Genomic DNA, 13,955 nt, shown 5'->3' with positions numbered 1-13,955 from the left:
TCGACCTTGACTGTTCTCCCGCGCACGCGGGAGTCCAGGGTCACGGTCGATGTGGGTGGTATCCTGGGCCCCCGCTTGCGCGGGGAACAAGGGTCAGGCGCTGACGGCTTCCAGCAAACCTTCGAACAGACGACGGCCATCGGTGCCACCGTGCGCCGCCTCGATACGACGCTCCGGATGCGGCATCATGCCGAGCACGTTGCCCTTATCGTTCAGCAAACCCGCGATGTTGCGCGCAGAACCGTTGACGCTCTCGGCGTACCGGAACGCAACGCGGCCTTCGCCTTCGAGGCGGTCGAGCGTCTCGGTGTCGGCGAAATAATTGCCATCGTGATGCGCTACCGGGAAGGAGACACGTTCACCGGCTGAGTAGCCCGAGGTGAACGTCGAGCTCGCCGTCTCGACGGTCAGCGCGACATCGCGGCAGACAAAGTTCAGCCCCTCGTTGCGCATCAGCGCGCCGGGCAGGAGCCCCGCTTCGGTCAACACCTGGAAGCCGTTGCAGACACCAAGCACAGGCAAGCCCTTGCCCGCCTGCTCGACGACCGCGCGCATGATCGGCGACCGCGCCGCGATCGCACCCGAGCGCAAGTAGTCGCCGTACGAGAAGCCACCGGGTACCGCGACCAGGCCGACATCCGCCGGCAAGTCCGCATCACCGTGCCAGACCATGAGCGGCTTGACGCCGGTCACCGCCTCCAGCGCGACGGCGATGTCGCGGTCGCAGTTGGAGCCGGGGAAGACGATGACCGCAGTTTTCATGCGCGCTCGACCCGGTAATTCTCGATCACCGTGTTGGCGAGCAGCTTGCGGCACATGCCGTCGATCGTCGCGTCGTCGGTGTCGTCGGCGACCTCCAGTTCGATCAGCTTGCCCTGGCGGACGTCGTGCACGCCGTCGAAGCCGAGGCTGCCGAGCGCGTGGTGGATCGCCCGGCCCTGCGGATCGAGCACGCCGGGCTTCAATGTCACGAAAACCTTGAGTTTCATTTACTTGCCCCGGTTCTTGCGATGCTTTTCGAGGTCGAGGACGGCGTTGTCGGCACCCTCGGGCAGCAGGCCAAGACGGCGTGCAACCTCTTGATACGCTTCGACTTCACCACCAAGATCGCGACGGAAGCGATCCTTGTCCATCTTCTCGTTGGTTTCCATGTCCCACAGGCGGCAGCCATCGGGGCTGATCTCGTCGGCGAGGATGATGCGACCGAAGTCGTTGTCGAAGATGCGGCCGAATTCGAGCTTGAAGTCGACCAGGCGGATACCGACGCCGGCGAACAGCCCGCACAGGAAATCGTTCACCCGGATCGCGAGGTCGGCGATGTCGTGCATCTCCTCCTGGCTCGCCCAGCCGAACGCGGCGATGTGTTCGTCGGAGATCATCGGATCGCCGAGCGCATCGTCCTTGTAGTAATATTCGATGATCGTGCGGGGCAGCTTGGTGCCCTCCTCGATCCCGAGGCGCGTCGAGATCGAGCCCGCGGCGACGTTGCGCACGACGACTTCGATCGGGACGATCTCGACCTGGCGGATCAGCTGCTCGCGCATGTTGAGGCGGCGGATGAAGTGCGTCGGCACGCCGATATGATCGAGCAGCGTGAAGATGTGCTCGGAAATCCGGTTGTTGAGCACGCCCTTGCCGTTGATCGTGCCCTTTTTCTGGGCATTGAACGCGGTCGCGTCGTCCTTGAAATACTGGATCAGCGTGCCCGGCTCGGGACCCTCGTAGAGGATCTTGGCCTTGCCTTCGTAGATCTGGCGGCGGCGAGCCATGCGCGGTCCCCTGGAAATCGAGCGATGAAAATCGAGCGGCCCCAGCCTACGCGCTATGTACCGCGAAGCCGAGGCCGGAATAGGCCGCGCCTATAGGCGAAGGGTGCGGGGGGTGCAATCGCGGCGCATGACTGCCCCCGGAATACTGCCCGACGTCATCGCAGGGGCGGGGACGACGCGTCGTGGGCAGTCGCGAGCGGTCGGCCGGTTCGACGATCGATGCGGACCATCAATTCGGTCCACCAACGCTGGATCCAGCGTCGCCAGACCAGAAAGACCAGCAAGATCACCAGCAGCGGCGGGCCGAGTGCCGCCAATACCCATAGCAGCGCCGTGACCGTCAATCCGATCGAGCCGAGCGCAGTGTCGCCAGCATCTTGCAGACGGTCGACCAGGCCGGTCCCGCGGCCGGTCGTATAGTCGAACGACATCGGCGTATTGGCGAGACTTTCGCGCTGTTCGGATGCCGTCGCGGCCGCTGCCGTGGCTTGGCCCTGCGCAACCGCCTGTTGCTGGCGGAGTTCGGCACGTTCGCGCGGGGACAGATCGACGCGTGCCAGTTCGCGGTCGATCCGAGCGCGTTCGGCTGCGACGTCGGTCCGTTCGGTGGCGGTCGCCGCGGCGGCGGTGGCGACATCGGTTCCGCTGATATCGGCCCCCGTCAGCGTTGCGCCCACGCTCTCCGCTTGCTTCACCCCGGCCCGGCCAAAGGCACGCGCAAGGGGGGCGGCGATCTTGACCGACAGGTTCGCGCTCACGTCGCCCTGCCGGCCGACCGTGTAGCGCAATCCCGTTATACGGCAGCGCGTTGCGCCAAGCCGTTCGCAGGCACGTGCATGTTCCTCCTGAAGATCCGAGATCCGGGACGAGGGAAGCGTCAGGTCATAGCTATAGTCGAATGCCACCCCGGCAACAGAGTTGCCGGCGATGTCGGGCTCCCCGGCGCTACTTTCGGGAGTCTTGCTGCATCCGGCGAGGGACAACGCGATGGCGCTACTAACAACCCACTTCATGGACAGTCTCCCGTGATCGATCTAATCACTATCGATTGAATGGGATATGCCGTCAAGCGTGCTCAGGTCACGACCAACCGTTGCGAATATGCCGGGTCGCGCCAGCTTTCGGTCTCCACCGTGTCCCGCAATATCTCACCTGCGCGCCAGACGTCTTTATGGCTGAGGTACAAGGGTGTCAGGCCCAAGCGGAGGATGGCGGGGTCGCGGAAGTCGCCGATGACGCCGCGGGCTATGAGCGCTTGCGTGAGTTCATAGGCATGCGGGTGGCGGAAGCTGATGTGGCTGCCGCGTTTGGCGGGATCGCGGGGGCTGACGCAGTCGAGACCCAGTGCGTCGCCGGCGGCGGCGAGGATGTCGAACAGTTGCGCGCTCTTGGTGGCGACGGCGTGCTGGTCGATGCCAGCCCAGAGATCGAGCGCGGCTTCCAGCGCAGCGGTCGAGAGCATCGCAGGCGTGCCGGCGAGCCAGCGCTTCATGCCGGGGGCGGGGCGGTAGGCATCCTCGAACGCAAACGGCGCGGCGTGGCCCATCCAGCCGGAGAGCGGGCTGGCGAGCGTATCCTGCCAGCGCTTGGCGACGTAGAGGAACGCGGGCGCGCCGGGGCCGCCGTTGAGGTATTTATAGGTGCAGCCGACCGCGAGATCGGCGTTCGCGCCGTTGAGGTCGATCGGGACCGCGCCGACGCTGTGGCTCAGGTCCCAGAGCATCAACGCGCCGGCGTCGTGCGCGCGGGCAGTCCAGGCGGCCATGTCGAAGCGGTCGCTGGTCTTGTAGTGAACGTGGGTGAGGAGGAGCACCGCGGTGTCGTCGTCGAGTGCGGCGGCGAGTTCTTCGCGCGCGACCACCTTGAGCCGTGCGCCGGGGACGCAGGCGACGGCGCCTTCCGCGATATGGAGATCGGTAGGGAAATTGCCGGCTTCGCTGATAACGGTGTGACGGTCGGGGTTGCTGCGAAGGCCGGCGACCAAGGCCTTGAAAAGATGCGTCGAAGTCGTGTCGCCGATGATCACCTCGTCCGGTGCGGCGCCAATCAGCGGGGCGATCTTAGCGCCGATCCGCTGGGGGGCCTCGATCCAACCTTCGTTCCAGCTTCTAATGAGGCGGTCGCCCCATTGGCGCGTCGCGACGTCGGCGAGAGCGGCGGGCGTGGCCTTAGTCAGCGCGCCGAGCGAGTTGCCGTCGAGGTAGATAACGCCCTCGGGGAGCGCGAACTGGTCGCGGTACGCGGCGAGCGGATCGGTCGCGTCGAGCGCGCGGGCGTCTTCGAGAGTCACTGGGTCTTTCCGAAATAGGACAGGATCAGGCGTTTGGCCTCGGCCCAGGCAGGCGTTTCCGGCGCGATCAGTTCGACATGACCGGTCGCCGCGATGGTGTGGAGCGTGGCGGTATCGCTGACAGCATTTGCCTTGGCGATATAGTCGGTCGCCATGACGAAGGGGATGATCCGGTCCTCGCGACCGTTGACGAGATCCTGCGCTACACCGAGCGGCAGGAGGCGCGGGACCGAGGTGTCGGCGTAGACGTCCGGATGCTGTGGCGTGGGCGTGCCGACGAGTTTCGCGACGACTTCGGTGCCGCAGCCATTGTCGGCGTTAGTCGCGGTGGCTTTGAGATCGGGCAGGCCGCCGAGGCTGATGACATGGCGGATGCGGAGTGGGTGCGCGGTGTAGAGGGGGCTCGTCGTGGGAAGCTTCGCGCGGGCGGCGAGCCAGAGCGCAAGGTGGCCGCCGGCTGAGTGGCCAATCGCTAGAACGTGGCGCGTATCTAGGTTGAACGTCTTGGCGCTGACCTTGAGTTGGTCGGTAGCCTTCGCAGCATCCGCAAATGTACCGGGATAGCCGCCGCCGCTCCGGTCGACGCCGCGATAGTCGATATTCCAGACCGCGACGCCAGTGTTCCGGAGGTCGTCGGCGATCCAGTTCATCAGGCTGCGATCGGCGATGCTCGTCGTCCAGCAGCCGCCATGGACCATCACGACCACCGGGAACGGCCCCTTGGTCTTGCCCTTGGGGAGCCAGACGTCGACCTTCTGCATCGGGTCGGTGCCATAGTCGACGGTCACATCGGGCGTCGGCTTCGGCCGCTTCGTCAGGTCGGGCCAGGTCAACAACTTGGGCGGCGGCGAAGCAGGCGTTTGCGCCACGACGGACGTGGACATCGCGGCAAGCGCGAGAAAGGCAAGGCGGATCATGGGGTTGGTGTAGCGAGCTCGATCGACCGCGTCATGCAGGCATATCATCGTGATCGAACGTGCAGACCGCTTCGTACGTTCATGCTTTGATCGTTTCGTTCCCGGCTGCTATCGCTGCGCGCAATGGCCACCGATTTTAAAGATCCGTTCGACTCCATCGTCGACGCCCCCTTCGACAGTGCGCTGTCCGAGCGGTATCTCGTCTATGCCTTGTCGACGATCACCGCGCGGTCGCTGCCCGACGTTCGCGACGGGATGAAGCCGGTGCATCGGCGCCTGCTGTGGGCGATGCGGCTGCTCAAGCTTGATCCGGCGCAGGGGTACAAGAAGTGCGCGCGCGTCGTCGGCGACGTGATCGGCAAATACCATCCACACGGCGATCAGTCGGTCTACGACGCGATGGTCCGCTTGGCGCAGTCGTTCGCGATGCGCTATCCGCTGGTCGACGGGCAGGGCAATTTCGGCAACATCGACGGCGATAACGCCGCCGCCTACCGCTACACCGAAGCGCGGCTGACTCAGGTCGCGATCGATCTGATGGACGGGCTCGACGAGGACGCGGTCGCGTATCGCCCGACCTATAATGGCGAGGATCACGAGCCCGAGCTGTTCCCGGGGCTGTTCCCGAACCTGCTGGCCAATGGCGCGAGCGGGATCGCGGTCGGCATGGCGACGAGCATACCCCCGCACAACGCGGCCGAACTGCTCGAGGCGGCGATCGTCCTGATCGATACGCCCGACGCGGACGATGCGGCGATCCTGGAGCATGTGAAGGGGCCCGATTTCCCCACCGGTGGCTTGGTCGTCGATCCGCCGGCGGTGATCCGCGAATCCTATGCGACCGGACGTGGTGGCTTTCGCGTCCGTGCGCGCTGGGAAACCGAGCGCGAGAAGGGCGGTGGCTGGCAGCTGATCGTCACCGAGATCCCGTACGGGGTGCAGAAGGGCAAGCTGATCGAGCAGATCGCCGATCTGATCAACGCCAAGCGCCTGCCGATCCTCGCCGACGTGCGCGACGAATCGGACACCGAGATCCGCATCGTACTCGAACCGCGCAGCCGCACGGTCGATGCGCAGATCCTGATGGACGGCCTGTTCCGGCTGACCGATCTCGAAACGCGGATCAGCCTCAACCTCAACGTGCTCGACAAGGACCGCACGCCGCGCGTGATGTCGTTGCGCGAGGCGCTGGCGGCGTGGGTCGATCACCAGTTCGTCGTGTTGCGCAGGCGCACCGAGCACCGGCTGGCGAAGATCGCCGACCGCGTCGAGCTGCTCGACGGCTATCTGATCGCGTACCTCAATCTCGACCGCGTGATCGAGATCATCCGCACCGAGGACGAGCCGAAGAAGGTGATGATCGCCGAGTTCGCGCTCACCGATCGCCAGGCCGAGGCGATCCTCAACATGCGGTTGCGCAGTCTGCGGCGGCTCGAAGAGTTCGAGATCAAGACCGAGCGCGACAAGCTCGACAAGGAGCAGGCGACGCTGGCGGCGTTGCTCGCCGATCCGAAGAAGCAGCGCGCGCGGATGAAGCGCGACATGGCGAAGATCCGCGATCGATACGGACTTGAGACCCCTCTCGGCAAACGACGCACGACGATCGAGGAGCACGCGCCGACCCGTGACATCCCGCTCGAGGCGATGATCGAGCGCGAGCCGATCACCGTGATCCTGTCGCAGCGCGGCTGGATCCGCGCGATGAAGGGGCACAATGATCTGGCGAGCCCGGAGGCGTTGAAGTTCAAGGAGGGCGACGGCCCGGCCTACGCTTTCCACGCGCAGACCACCGACAAGCTGTTGCTAGCCGCGGAGAACGGCCGGTTCTACACGCTGGCGGCGGACAAGCTGCCCGGCGGCCGCGGGTTCGGCGAGCCGGTGCGCGCGATGATCGACCTTGACGGCAGCGTAGGGATCGTCGCGCTGCTGCCCGCGAGCAAGCATCCGAAACTGCTGGTCGTCGCAACCGATGGCCGCGGCTTCTCGGTGAGCAGCGCCGAAGTGATCGCCGAAACCCGCAAGGGCAAGACAGTAATGACGCCGCGACCGGGTGCGCAATTGAAGATCGTCCGGCCGATTGGCCCCAACGACGATTACGTCGCGGCGATCGGCGACAATCGCAAGATGCTCGTGTTCCCGCTCGCCGAGCTGGTCGAAATGACGCGCGGGCAGGGGCTCCAGTTGCAGCGCTACCGCGACGGCGGACTCGCCGACGCGATCACGTTCGTCTTTGCCGAAGGGCTTAGCTGGACGATGGGCGGCGGCACCGGCCGCACTCGGACCGAATCGGACCTTGGGCCATGGCGCGCTGCCCGCGGAGCCGCCGGGCGGATGCCGCCAACGGGCTTTCCGCGCGATAATCGGTTCGGATAATGGATGAGAAAGGCCCCATTCAGGGTCCTTCAGAGCCTCTTAACGAACCCGCGGTACCGGGGAGCATGCCATCGACCGCCCTCGAACAGACTGCAAAGCCGATCGTGACGAGTGATATGGTCGCACGCGGGCTTGAACTCGTGCCGATCCCCGCGGTTCATATCGTCCTGAACGCGGGGCAACTCGAGCTGTTCGCGATGAATCGCGCGTATCGTCTGGCTGGGTTCGGCGTCGTTGCGGAACGCTCGCCGATGATTGCGGAGCTCGGCGACCGGATCCGGGCGTTTCTCGGGTCGGAGCAGATTAGGTCCGACTTTGATTGGGTCCTGGGCGACGAGATTGACTGCCGCCATTACCGCGTCACGATTGCACGATCCGATCCCATATTCCGCGAACGGTGTACGATCAGTTTCATCGACCTGACGTCGCAGGTCCAGACCGAGCGTAGCTTGCGTCGCGAGATGACGACCGACAGCCTGACGGGACTGTTGAACCGGGAAGGGTTCGCGGACCTGATCGAGGAGCTCGAAGACCATACGGTCAGGGCCGTGCTCGCGATCGACCTCGATCGGTTCGGCCGGCTGAACTCGTGCCTTGGCTCGCTGGCGGGAGACGAATTGCTCATCACGGTGGCGCGTCGGATCAAGGGCGCGTTGCGCGCGCGGGATACGCTTGCACGGATCGGAGGAAATCAATTCGGTATCCTGATATCGATCGATCAGGATCGTGAGGAGGCGCAGGCGCTCGCCGAGCGGATCCACCGAACGTTGCAAACGCCGTTCCGGTTGACCGATTACGAGATCAACGTCGAGTGCTCGGTTGGGATCGCCTTTGGTGCCGATGAGTCCGGCGACAATGTCGACCTGGTCCGCCACGCGCAGTTCGCGGTCAAACGCGCTAAGGTGAGTGGTCGCGCCGAGTTCTATCAGGTCCAGGATTTCGCGATCGCCCGCGCGCAATTCGGTATGGAGACCGCGCTACGTCGCGCAATCGAGCACCGCGACCTGCGGCTGGCGTATCAGCCGATCTGTGACTTGGCGACCGGCCGGATCGTGTCGTTCGAAGCGCTGGCGCGTTGGACCGATAAGGATGGCCGCGAACATTCGCCCACCGAATTCATCGCGGTCGCCGAGGAATCGGGATTGATCGTGCCGCTGGGGCGATGGGCGATCGAGGAGGCGGCGCAGACGCTGGCGCGCTGGGACGCGGCGAACGGCGGACCGTGCGGCGTGAGGCTCGCCGTCAACCTGTCGGCGATCCAGTTGCAGCGCGATGCGATCGCCCCGGTGCTGCAGGCGGCGCTGGACTCGACGGGGCTGTCGGGAGATCGGTTCACACTCGAACTGACCGAGAGCGCGATCGTCTCGGATCCCGACCGGATCGCGGGGACGATGCACGCGCTGAAGGCGCTTGGGACGAACCTGGCGATGGACGATTTCGGGACGGGGTATTCGAACCTCGCCTATCTCCAGAAGCTGCCGATCGACATCCTCAAGATCGACCGAAGCTTCGTGACGGGCATGCTGGCGGACCGCGACAAGGTGTCGATCGTCCGCGCTATCCTCAGTCTGGCGCAGGCACTGGGGATGCGGACGACGGCCGAGGGGGTCGAGACGCATGAACTCTCCCAGACGCTCGCGGCGCTGGGCTGCACGTACGGGCAGGGTTATTTCTATGCACGACCGCTGGAGCCGGACGCGGCGTATGCGATGATCAACTGTATCACTGCTACCAACTGACTGGCGCCCACGCCGGCTGAAAACGGGTTAGGCGGAAACCTCCGCCACCAGTCTGTCGGCGATGACCGCCACGCGCTCGGCGCCCGGAAACCCTTCCGAGATCCACTGCGTCTCGACTCGGCGCAGCATTGCAGCCACGTCCGGCCCCTTGCGAAGTCCGCGCTCGACCAGAGCCCCGCCGGAGAACGGGAACGCAGGCGGCGTCCAGTCCTTGATTTGGGACACGTCTCCGCCAGCGATCAGCAGACGGTCGACTGCACCGGCCACACCGACACGATAGGCCAAGGCTAGCGGGCCTTCCTCACCGGGTCCCGCAGTGGCAGCCATGAGGCGCTTGCGGTCGACGTTCGACAGCTTCAGCCTCGCTCCGACGGCTTCGGCGGCGGCAGGTGCGATCGCCACGGCGAGGCGGCGGATCGGGTCCGGTGCGATGCCCGCGTCCGTCTCTCGCTCGGCCAGCACGCCGAGACGCGCTGCTCCCCTGGCATCTATCTCGGGCAGTACCGCGCGAAAAATGCCGCGCTTGACCATCAGCGCGACTACGGGCACGGCGTTGGCCGCGACCAGCAGGTTCAGCACTTCGCTCGCGACGCGTTCGCGGGACAGCGCCATCAGGTCGTTCGCGCGCGCGGTGCAGGCGTCAAGACCGGCTTGGTCGATCGCGGTGCCGAACCGCGCGTGGAAGCGGAAGAAGCGGAGGATGCGGAGGTGATCCTCGGCGATCCGCTGCAACGGGTCGCCGATGAAGCGCACGCGCCGGGCTGCGAGATCGTCGAGACCACCGAAATAGTCGAAGATCTCGCCCGTCGCGGGATCGGCGTAGAGCGCGTTCATCGTGAAATCGCGCCGCGCCGCGTCCTCGCGCCAGTCGTCGGTATAGGCGATGATCGCGTGGCGGCCGTCGGTCGAGACGTCACGACGCAATGTCGTTACCTCGACCGGACCTGCGGGGGTGACGGCAGTAATCGTGCCGTGCGCGAGGCCGGTCGGAACCGCCTTGATCCGCGCATCCTGGAGTCGCTCGATCACCTCCTGTGGCGGCAGGCGCGTGGCAATGTCGACATCGGCGACGTCGATCCCGAGCAGCGTGTCGCGCACCGCACCACCGACGAAGCGCGACTCGCCCTCCGCCGCGCCGAGAACTTTCGTTAGTGCTTCGAGGCCGTCCCGTTCGCGCCACGGCGCAGCCGGGAGTATCAAGACCACCTCAGGCGGCGGGCAAGGTTGACGATCATCGCCGCAGTCGCACCCCAGATACGGCGCTCGTTCCACATGATCTCGTAATAATGCCGGTCGTGGCCCTGCCATTCGAGCGTCGCCTCGACATGGTTCGCCTCGTCGAGCAAGAACGCGAGCGGCACTTCGAAGACGCTGGCGACTTCGGCTTCGCTCGGTGTGAAGACCAGGTCGGGCGGGATGATCCCAATCACCGGCGTCACCTGGAACCCGGTGACCGTGCGGTAGCTGTCGGCCTCGCCGATCACCCGGACCTTGTCGCGAGGGAGGGCGATCTCCTCCTCGGCCTCGCGCAGCGCGGCGGTCACGACGTCCTCGCCGGGATCGATCCGACCACCAGGGAACGCGATCTGGCCGGGGTGGCGGCTCATCGTGTCGGTGCGCTGCGTCAGGATCACCCCAGGATCGGCGCGATCGGTCACCGCGATCAGCACCGCGGCGGGGAGCAGCGTGTCGGCGGCGGTCAGATCGCCGTCATGCTGGTCGCCTGTCAGCAAAATCATGTGCGACCCGGCGCCCTTCGCCAGCGCCGCGGTCATCCGTTCCGTCAGGCTCATGCAGCGGGCTCCAGCGGAAAGAACTCGCCGTCGCTCCACAGGCCCGCTGGCGTCGCGTCGTCGGCGATCGCGCGCTCGGCGAGTTCGTAATAGACCGAGCGGACGACCAGCGCCTCCATCCCGCCGCGGACGGCGAGGTAGGGGCGCGGACCGCCATCTCCGTCGGTCGTGTCCTCGACGAAGCGCAACGGGTGCTCCGGACCCGCCGTAACGAGGTCGCCGGTATTGAGCCGGAAGGCGAGCTTCGCATCGCGACCGTTGCCCTCGGCCTTCATCTCCACCGCGATGAACGGCGCGTCTTCGACCTCGATATCGAGCTTCTCGACCGGCGTGACGAGGACATGGCTGCCGTCGGGTTCGCGGCGCAGGATCGTCGAGAACAGCCGGACCATCGCCGGGCGGCCGATCGGCGAGCCCTGGTGATACCAGGTGCCGTCGCGCGCGATCCGCATCTCGCTGTCGCCGCAGTGAGTCGGGTTCCATTTCTCGACCGGCGGGAGCTTGGCCTCTTCGACGAGCTTGGCGATCTCGGCGAGACTGAGCGAGGCGATATCGGGGATGGCATCCATGGGCATGGCGGCGGACTAGGCGGGCAGGGGGCGGAGGTAAAGCGGTGGCTTATGCGGATGCGGCGACCGGCATGGTCTCGGCAACGCGGGGACCGAGCATGCCACTGCTGTCCGGTACGGCATCGCCACGGGCGAGCAGGCGGTGGCGCTCGACCGGGCCGGGCGCGGCCCAGCGCGCGGTGCGCTCGGCGGTGAAGCCGAAGAACCGGCCGTAATAGTCGGGGTCGCCGATCAGCATGAGCGCATCGTCGAGCCCCGTGACGGCGGCCGCGTCGAGCGCCTGCGTCATCAGGCGACGACCGATGCCATCTCCTTGATGGTCGGGTACCACGGCGACCGGGCCGACCATGGTCAGCGGAAACAGTCTGTTGTCGTCGACCAGCGCAATCGGCCAGCACTGGATCGAGCCAACCAACACGCCATCCTCGACCGCGGCGAAGCTGAGCGCGGCGACCGGCTTCGTGCCACCGCGGATCGTGTACGCGGTTCGCGTGAACCGATCCGGGCCGAAAGCGGCATCGAGCAGCATCTCGACCGCTGTCGGGTTGATGCTGGCCAGGGGAACGAGAGTGATCAACGGCATCTCCGGCCCGGACTGCGCCGCGTACACGCGGGAAGGGCAGCGCGCTTTAGCCGTGGCGACGCTGAACGCAAGGATAACCGGATCGACGCGGGCGACCCGGCGCGCGAACGGTGTGACTTTCATCTCGCGGTGCGTCTGCTAGAGGCGCGCAGATGGAAGACAGTCTCCAACTCGAAGTCCACGATCTCGAAGTGCAGGTCCTGACCGGCATCTATTCGGAGGAGACGCATCTGCCGCAGCCGCTGCGGATTTCTCTGACCGTGGACATGGTCTGCCCGAGACACTTCGCGCCGGATACGCCGTTGTCGGCATCCAAGAATTATCTCGATCTGAAGAACGCCGCGACCACCGCGCTGCCGGCCGGCGTGCATTTCACGCTGATCGAGGGCGTTGCGGATCATATCTGCGAGACGTTGTTCCTGCAGGATGCGCGCGTCCTGCGCGTGATGGTCAAGATCGTGAAGCTCGCGATCGCCGAAGCCGACGAGGCGATCGGCGTGACCCTCGTCCGACATCGCCGCTGATCGCATGCTGCTGAGGCTGGAGCCGGGCGGGGACATCGCGGCGCTCGTCCGTGGCGCAGTCGGCGAATCGCGGATCGTGTTGATCCCCGCGAACCTCGATCCGCTGACGATGGCGCAGGCGAGGGCGGCGATCGGCCCCCTCGCGATCGAATTGGCGCCAGCGGTCCGCGTGAATGCGGTGGCACCGGCCGAGGCGGCTCGACACGCCGATGTTGAGGCCGCGGTCGCGTTTCTCGAGCAGGCGCGCTCCACCACCGGACAATTGCTGGTTGTCGGCTAGCCTGCGCGCTTCCGAGGGTAGTTCAGCTTTTCCGAGTCCGTCCGCACGGCCCCAGCGCGGCCACGACGAATGCGTAATCCTCCCGCGCGATCGCAGCATCGGCGGCCTCCAGCGATCCCGTGCTGCGGTCCGGCAAGGCCTGCGGCAAAGCGCAGCTCAGCCGGTACCACAGCAGCGTCTCCGGGGCGGGGGGCGCCGCCGATTCATCAACGATCTCGCTCAGCGCAACCGCCCAGCGTGGCTGTTCGCCGGGACGACGTAGCACCGACAGCGAAACCGGGCGCTGGTCGGCAGTCGTCAGGAATATCTGGGTCTCGCCCTCACCGGGCAGTGCGCCCGGCACGTGAAACGCGTTGCCGATACCGGTGATGACCGGCGGCGCATCGCTCGCCAGTGCATCGCGGGCGATCTTCCGGGCGCGTGCATCTGCGGTCGGCGTCCAATCCAGCTGCGCGTCGGGCGCGACCAGCTGGACCTGATTCACCGCGCCGGACACCGGTCGGGCAAAGATCAGTACGCGCGCCTTCTTGAATTTCGGCACCCGACCGGCTGCGTCGGGCATCACGTCGAGCAGATACCCGATTCGCGGCGGCAGCCCGTCGGCGCCGCGGACCAGCGCAGTGACGTCGACCTCGACATATAGTCTGACATGACCCGCCGCGAGATTCGGTGCTTCGGCCGGCTTGATCTTCGTCGTCGATCGGACGGTCGCGTCGGCGATCACGGGGGCGGAAAGCACCAGGTCGGCGATGTCGGAATATCCAATGCCGCCAGCCGGTTCGCGCTGCACCGCACCCTGCGACGCATCCGCGTTATCGGCGAAAACCCGGGGTGCGGCCGGGGTTTCCTGAGCGCTTACAGGAGTTGCCGCGATGATGACGGAGAGGGCCGAAGCCGTAACGTGAAAGAGAAGATTCATGTCTTCAGGCTACGCTACGCAAGCTGAACGATACAGAAATAATTCTGCCATCCTATGGTTGTACGTTTGTTGCGTCCGACAAAGCGTTTGCGTGTCGCAGAACGTGGCGATAGGACTTGCTCACTGCCCCGTGGTTATTCCGGCCAACGGCAGACGCATGTGCCGCGTACCCATTGCGGGCACGTGCGTACGGAGCAGG

At 65.8% G+C, this 13,955-nt stretch carries 15 protein-coding genes; 4 read left to right on the top strand and 11 right to left on the bottom strand.

Annotated features, from left to right (window positions below; genetic code table 11):
* Nucleotides 1-93: 93 nt before the first annotated feature.
* From purQ to ASE69_RS02655, 6 genes are all read right to left on the bottom strand, one after another.
* Nucleotides 94-762: a phosphoribosylformylglycinamidine synthase subunit PurQ gene (gene purQ, locus ASE69_RS02680; protein ID WP_056482417.1), complete on the bottom strand. Its 669-nt coding sequence runs from the start codon at nt 760-762 to the stop codon at nt 94-96.
* Complete coding sequence (gene purS, locus ASE69_RS02675) at nt 759-989, bottom strand: phosphoribosylformylglycinamidine synthase subunit PurS (protein WP_056482414.1); 231 nt, start codon at nt 987-989, stop codon at nt 759-761. The genes purQ and purS overlap by 4 nt, the downstream gene beginning before the upstream one ends.
* Complete coding sequence (gene purC / locus ASE69_RS02670) at nt 990-1,769, bottom strand: phosphoribosylaminoimidazolesuccinocarboxamide synthase (protein WP_056050712.1); 780 nt, start codon at nt 1,767-1,769, stop codon at nt 990-992. It lies immediately after the preceding gene.
* Nucleotides 1,770-1,924: 155 nt separating this feature from the next.
* Entirely contained in the window at nt 1,925-2,782 is an 858-nt protein-coding gene (locus tag ASE69_RS02665) for a hypothetical protein (protein WP_156362090.1), read from the bottom strand.
* Nucleotides 2,783-2,844: 62 nt separating this feature from the next.
* Nucleotides 2,845-4,059, bottom strand: coding sequence for a kynureninase (gene kynU / locus ASE69_RS02660; RefSeq protein WP_056482408.1), 1,215 nt, complete (start codon nt 4,057-4,059; stop codon nt 2,845-2,847).
* Nucleotides 4,056-4,976, bottom strand: a complete 921-nt coding sequence (locus ASE69_RS02655; RefSeq protein WP_082452775.1) for an alpha/beta hydrolase family protein — start codon at nt 4,974-4,976, stop codon at nt 4,056-4,058. The genes kynU and ASE69_RS02655 overlap by 4 nt, the downstream gene beginning before the upstream one ends.
* A gap of 123 nt (nt 4,977-5,099) precedes the next feature.
* Between ASE69_RS02655 and parC the strand changes: the two genes are divergently transcribed.
* Both parC and ASE69_RS02645 read left to right on the top strand, forming a co-directional pair.
* Nucleotides 5,100-7,349 carry a DNA topoisomerase IV subunit A gene (gene parC / locus ASE69_RS02650; protein ID WP_056482405.1) on the top strand — a complete coding sequence of 750 codons (2,250 nt, stop codon included), beginning with the start codon at nt 5,100-5,102 and terminating at the stop codon, nt 7,347-7,349.
* 65 nt (nt 7,350-7,414) lie between these two features.
* Nucleotides 7,415-9,088: a putative bifunctional diguanylate cyclase/phosphodiesterase gene (locus tag ASE69_RS02645; RefSeq protein ID WP_056482402.1), complete on the top strand. Its 1,674-nt coding sequence runs from the start codon at nt 7,415-7,417 to the stop codon at nt 9,086-9,088.
* A 27-nt stretch (nt 9,089-9,115) separates the two neighbouring features.
* Here the strand turns inward: ASE69_RS02645 and ASE69_RS02640 are convergent, their stop codons facing one another.
* Genes ASE69_RS02640 through ASE69_RS02625 form a run of 4 tightly spaced genes read right to left on the bottom strand, consistent with a single transcriptional unit; the run spans nt 9,116 to nt 12,027 of the window.
* Nucleotides 9,116-10,294, bottom strand: a complete 1,179-nt coding sequence (locus tag ASE69_RS02640; RefSeq protein ID WP_056482399.1) for a CCA tRNA nucleotidyltransferase — start codon at nt 10,292-10,294, stop codon at nt 9,116-9,118.
* On the bottom strand, nt 10,285-10,881 hold the full coding sequence (locus ASE69_RS02635; RefSeq protein WP_056482395.1) for a CoA pyrophosphatase: 597 nt from the start codon (nt 10,879-10,881) through the stop codon (nt 10,285-10,287). Before ASE69_RS02635 ends, ASE69_RS02640 begins: the two co-directional genes overlap by 10 nt.
* The gene (locus ASE69_RS02630; RefSeq protein ID WP_056482393.1) at nt 10,878-11,456 is read right to left on the bottom strand and encodes a DUF1285 domain-containing protein; all 579 of its coding nucleotides are present in this window, start codon (nt 11,454-11,456) and stop codon (nt 10,878-10,880) included. The genes ASE69_RS02635 and ASE69_RS02630 overlap by 4 nt, the downstream gene beginning before the upstream one ends.
* A gap of 43 nt (nt 11,457-11,499) precedes the next feature.
* Nucleotides 11,500-12,027 (bottom strand): GNAT family N-acetyltransferase, encoded by a 528-nt coding sequence (locus ASE69_RS02625; protein WP_056483048.1) that lies wholly within the window; start codon nt 12,025-12,027, stop codon nt 11,500-11,502.
* A 158-nt stretch (nt 12,028-12,185) separates the two neighbouring features.
* Between ASE69_RS02625 and ASE69_RS02620 the strand changes: the two genes are divergently transcribed.
* A complete protein-coding gene (locus ASE69_RS02620; protein WP_056482390.1) occupies nt 12,186-12,557 on the top strand; it encodes a dihydroneopterin aldolase in 372 nt (123 codons plus the stop codon).
* A gap of 4 nt (nt 12,558-12,561) precedes the next feature.
* Complete coding sequence (locus ASE69_RS02615) at nt 12,562-12,837, top strand: Rossmann fold domain-containing protein (protein WP_056482387.1); 276 nt, start codon at nt 12,562-12,564, stop codon at nt 12,835-12,837.
* A 22-nt stretch (nt 12,838-12,859) separates the two neighbouring features.
* Here ASE69_RS02615 and ASE69_RS02610 read toward each other — a convergent pair whose 3' ends face one another.
* Nucleotides 12,860-13,756, bottom strand: coding sequence for a hypothetical protein (locus ASE69_RS02610; RefSeq protein ID WP_056482384.1), 897 nt, complete (start codon nt 13,754-13,756; stop codon nt 12,860-12,862).
* Nucleotides 13,757-13,955: the final 199 nt, after the last annotated feature.

Source organism: Sphingomonas sp. Leaf208, assembly GCF_001421415.1.
Classification (GTDB): Bacteria; Pseudomonadota; Alphaproteobacteria; order Sphingomonadales; family Sphingomonadaceae; genus Sphingomonas.
The sequence above is the reverse complement of the archived record's forward strand: the minus strand, read 5'-3'. Positions and strand labels throughout refer to the sequence as shown.